This window comes from Schnuerera sp. (assembly GCF_035459645.1).
Taxonomy (GTDB): Bacteria; Bacillota; Clostridia; order Tissierellales; family Tepidimicrobiaceae; genus Schnuerera.
This window is the reverse complement of sequence record NZ_DATHXO010000098.1, coordinates 1-3939: the sequence shown is the minus strand read 5'-3', so window position 1 is coordinate 3939 and position 3939 is coordinate 1. Positions and strand designations below refer to the sequence as shown.

The 3939-nt window shown below is 30.6% G+C and carries 4 protein-coding genes; all 4 read left to right on the top strand.

Annotated features, from left to right (window positions below):
- Positions 1–590: shikimate dehydrogenase family protein (locus VK998_RS02365; protein ID WP_325225048.1), on the top strand; the 590-nt coding region annotated here is incomplete at its 5' end.
- Between the two features lie 37 nt (positions 591–627).
- Positions 628–2310: a GspE/PulE family protein gene (locus VK998_RS02360; RefSeq protein ID WP_325225046.1), complete on the top strand. Its 1683-nt coding sequence runs from the start codon at positions 628–630 to the stop codon at positions 2308–2310.
- Positions 2311–2320: 10 nt separating this feature from the next.
- Complete coding sequence (locus VK998_RS02355; protein WP_325225045.1) at positions 2321–3373, top strand: type IV pilus twitching motility protein PilT; 1053 nt, start codon at positions 2321–2323, stop codon at positions 3371–3373.
- Positions 3374–3385: 12 nt separating this feature from the next.
- Positions 3386–3939, top strand: a 554-nt coding sequence (locus VK998_RS02350; protein ID WP_325225042.1) for a type II secretion system F family protein, incomplete at its 3' end; no start/stop codon positions are given.

The window sequence follows — 3939 nt, the reverse complement described above, 5'->3', positions numbered from 1 at the left end:
CTGTAAAAAATGAAAATGGAAAATTAATAGGATATAATACTGATGGTTCAGGATTTATTAAATCTTTAGAATTAGAAAATATAGGGGTAAAAGGCAAAACTATTTTGGTTTTAGGTGCTGGTGGTGCAGCTAATGCCATTTCTACTTCTTTAGCTATGAGAGGAGCTAAAAAGATAATTATAAGTAATAGAACTTTATCTAAAGCAAAAAAATTAGCTAACAAAATATCAAAACAGTTTCCAGAGGTAATAACAGAGTTTGATTATTTGAAGTTGGGAAATATTTCAAAAAAAACAATTAATATGATTATCAACTGTACTTCTGTGGGTATGTATCCAGATATGAGCACAACTCCTATAACTCTTAACGGATTTTCAAATAAGGTAATTGTATACGATATTATTTATAACCCCCAAAAAACAATGTTATTAGAATTAGCTGAAAAAAGAGGTTACTATACCATAAATGGGCTTTCAATGCTCATAAATCAAGCTTTATATAGTCAACAAATATGGGCTGAAGAAAAAGACCAAAATTATATTGATAATTTTAAGGAAATAAAAAGGATTTTGGAAACTTATGTTGAATAGTATTACTAAATAATTAAACATGAATAGGTGGATTTAAATGAAGATGTCAAGTTTAAAATTAGGAGAACTTTTACTTTACTCTGGCAAAATAACTAAAGAACAATTAGATATAGCTTTGGAAAAGCAAGATAAGACCAATGAGAAGATTGGAGAACTCCTTGTTAATGAAGGTTATGTTACTAAAAATGATATTATAGAAGTTTTGGAATTTCAGCTGGGAATACCTCATGTAGATTTAAATAAATTTCATGTGAATCCTGAAGTAGTTTTACAAGTTCCAGAAAATATTGCTAGAAGATATGATTTAATTGCAGTAGATCTCAAGGATAATCTATTAATATTAGCTATGGCAGATCCATTAAATATATTTGCTATAGATGATGTAAAATTATATACCAATTATGAAATACAGCCAGTGATTTCTGATAAAAAAAGTATTAAGGAAAATATAGATAAATACTATAGAAAGGAAACTACAGAAAAATTATTAGAGGAGTTTACAAAATCTTATCAATATATGAACGAAGAGGAATTAGAAGACGAGGAATTATTAGAGGTAAGTACTGCACCTGTAGTAAAACTAATTAATTCTATAGTTGATCAAGCTGTAGAAATGAGAGCAAGTGACATACATATTGAGCCCTGGGAAGAAGATATACGTATTCGATATAGAATAGATGGAGATTTACATGAGGTAATGAAACTATCAAAGCACAGCCTTTCTGCATTAGTTACTAGAATAAAAATTATTGGTAGGATGGATATTGCAGAAAAAAGAATTCCTCAGGATGGTAGGGTTGAAACTAAGGTTAGGAACAAAGAAATAGATATGCGGATATCAACTATACCTACTGTATATGGAGAAAAAATTGTTTTAAGATTGTTAGATAGAAGTAACTTCATGTTTTCTAAATCTGAGTTAGGATTTAAAAAAGAAAATTTAAAATTATTTGATAAAATATTAGAGCAGCCTTATGGAATGGTATTAGTTACAGGGCCAACAGGTAGTGGGAAAACTACAACTTTGTATGCGGTACTTAAAGAACTAAATAAAATTGAAAAGAATATTATAACCATAGAGGATCCAGTAGAGTATAAATTGGAGGGAATTAATCAAGTACAAATAAATCCAAAGGCTGGCTTAACCTTTGCAAATGGATTAAGATCTATTTTAAGGCAAGATCCAGATATAATTATGGTTGGAGAAATAAGAGATGCAGAAACTGCAAAGATAGCTATTCGTGCTGCAATAACTGGTCATTTAGTTCTTTCAACACTTCATACCAATGACAGCCCTTCATCTGTAGTAAGATTAATTGATATGGGTATAGAGCCGTATTTAGTAGCATCAGCTGTAATAGGAGTAGTTTCACAGAGACTTGTAAAGAACCTATGTCCTAATTGCAAAGTACCTTACGAAGCTAATTATTCTGAAAAATCATTATTAGGTATAAATACTGAAAAGACAATTTCACTTTATAAAGCAAAAGGTTGTAACAATTGTAATAATGGGTATATTGGAAGAAGAGCAATTCACGAAGTTATGGTTGTTAATGAGGAGATTAGAAAATTGATCAATGAAGGGGCTAGTACTGATGAATTACGTGCAACTGCTCTAAAATGTGGAATGACAGATCTTTTAATGAATTCTAAGGAGTTGGCTTTACAAGGGATATCTACTTTAGAAGAAAGCTTAAAAGCTGGGTTTACATTAGGTTAGGAGGAATATAATGGATTTAATAGATTTAGTAAAAGTTGGAGTAGATAATAAAGCTTCAGATATTCATATTACAGTAGGGATACCACTAGTATTAAGAATAGATGGCTCTTTAACTTATTTTGGGGATAATATCATAAATCCTGAATATACAGAAAACTTAGTGAAACAAGTTTTAGATGAATGTCAATTAAAAGAGCTAAATGAAAAAGGAGAATTAGATACTTCCTATTCTGGTCCTGGTATTGGCCGTTTTCGTATTAATATTTTCAAACAAAGAGGAAGTTATGGAATGGCTATTAGGATAATTCCTTTAAGGGTCCCCACTATTGATGAGTTAGGATTACCTCTGATAGTTAAAGACTTAGCAAGACTTCCGAGAGGATTAATATTAGTAACTGGTCCAACAGGTAGTGGCAAATCCACTACACTAGCTTCAATGGTCAATTTGATTAATAAAGAAAGAAACTGCCATATACTTACTTTAGAAGATCCTATAGAATATTTACATAAACATAACAAAAGTATTGTAAATCAAAGAGAAGTTGGAACGGATACCAATAGTTTTTCTAATGCTTTAAGGGCTGCCTTACGTCAAGATCCAGATGTAATATTAGTAGGAGAGATGAGAGATTTAGATACTATTAGTATAGCTCTAACAGCTGCTGAGACAGGACATCTGGTACTTTCTACTTTACATACCATTGGAGCAGCTAAGACTATAGATAGGATCATAGATGTTTTTCCACCTCATCAACAACAACAGGTTAGAATTCAGTTTTCTTCTGTAATACAAGCTATTATATCACAGCAATTGTTACCTAAGGCAAAAGGTGATGGAAGAGTTGCAGTTTTTGAAACAATGGTAGCAACACCTGCTATTAGAAATTTGATAAGAGAAGAAAAGATTCATCAGATTGACACTTCAATACAAACGGGTGGCAAACAGGGAATGCAAACAATGGACAACTCTTTACTCGAGTTGTATAATAAAGGTATAATATCTAGAGATACAGTTCTTAATCAAGCAGTCAATTTAGATATGATACGAAGATATATCCTATAAGGTGGTGTTTATATGGCAATATATAAATATAAAGCCATTTCTGAAGCAGGACAAGTGCAAGAAGGATATCATGAAGCTTCTTCTGAGGAAGATGTATTGATAATGTTGAAAAGCAGTAACTATTATCCTATGTTTATTGAAGAAGATAAAGGTACAAATATTAAAAAAGATTTTTTTTCTAAAAAGGTTACTAAAAAGGATATAGCAGTGTTTTGTAGACAGTTTTATACTATGATAAATGCTGGAATAAGTATTATAAATTGTTTAGATATTTTAGAGAAACAAACTGAAAACAAAACATTGAAAAAGTCTACATATAATGTTTATGAAGATGTTCAAAAGGGTATGACATTATCTGAAGCTATGGAAAAACATAAAAAAGTATTTCCTCCTTTGTTAATTAATATGGTAGAAGCTGGAGAAGTTAGTGGTAATTTAGATGTTTTAATGGAGAGGATGGCCATTCATTACGAAAAGGAAAATAATATTGAAAATAAGGTAAAAAATGCTTTAGTATATCCTATAGTTCTTAGTATAGTAGCTATAGCAGTGGTAATTTTTCTATT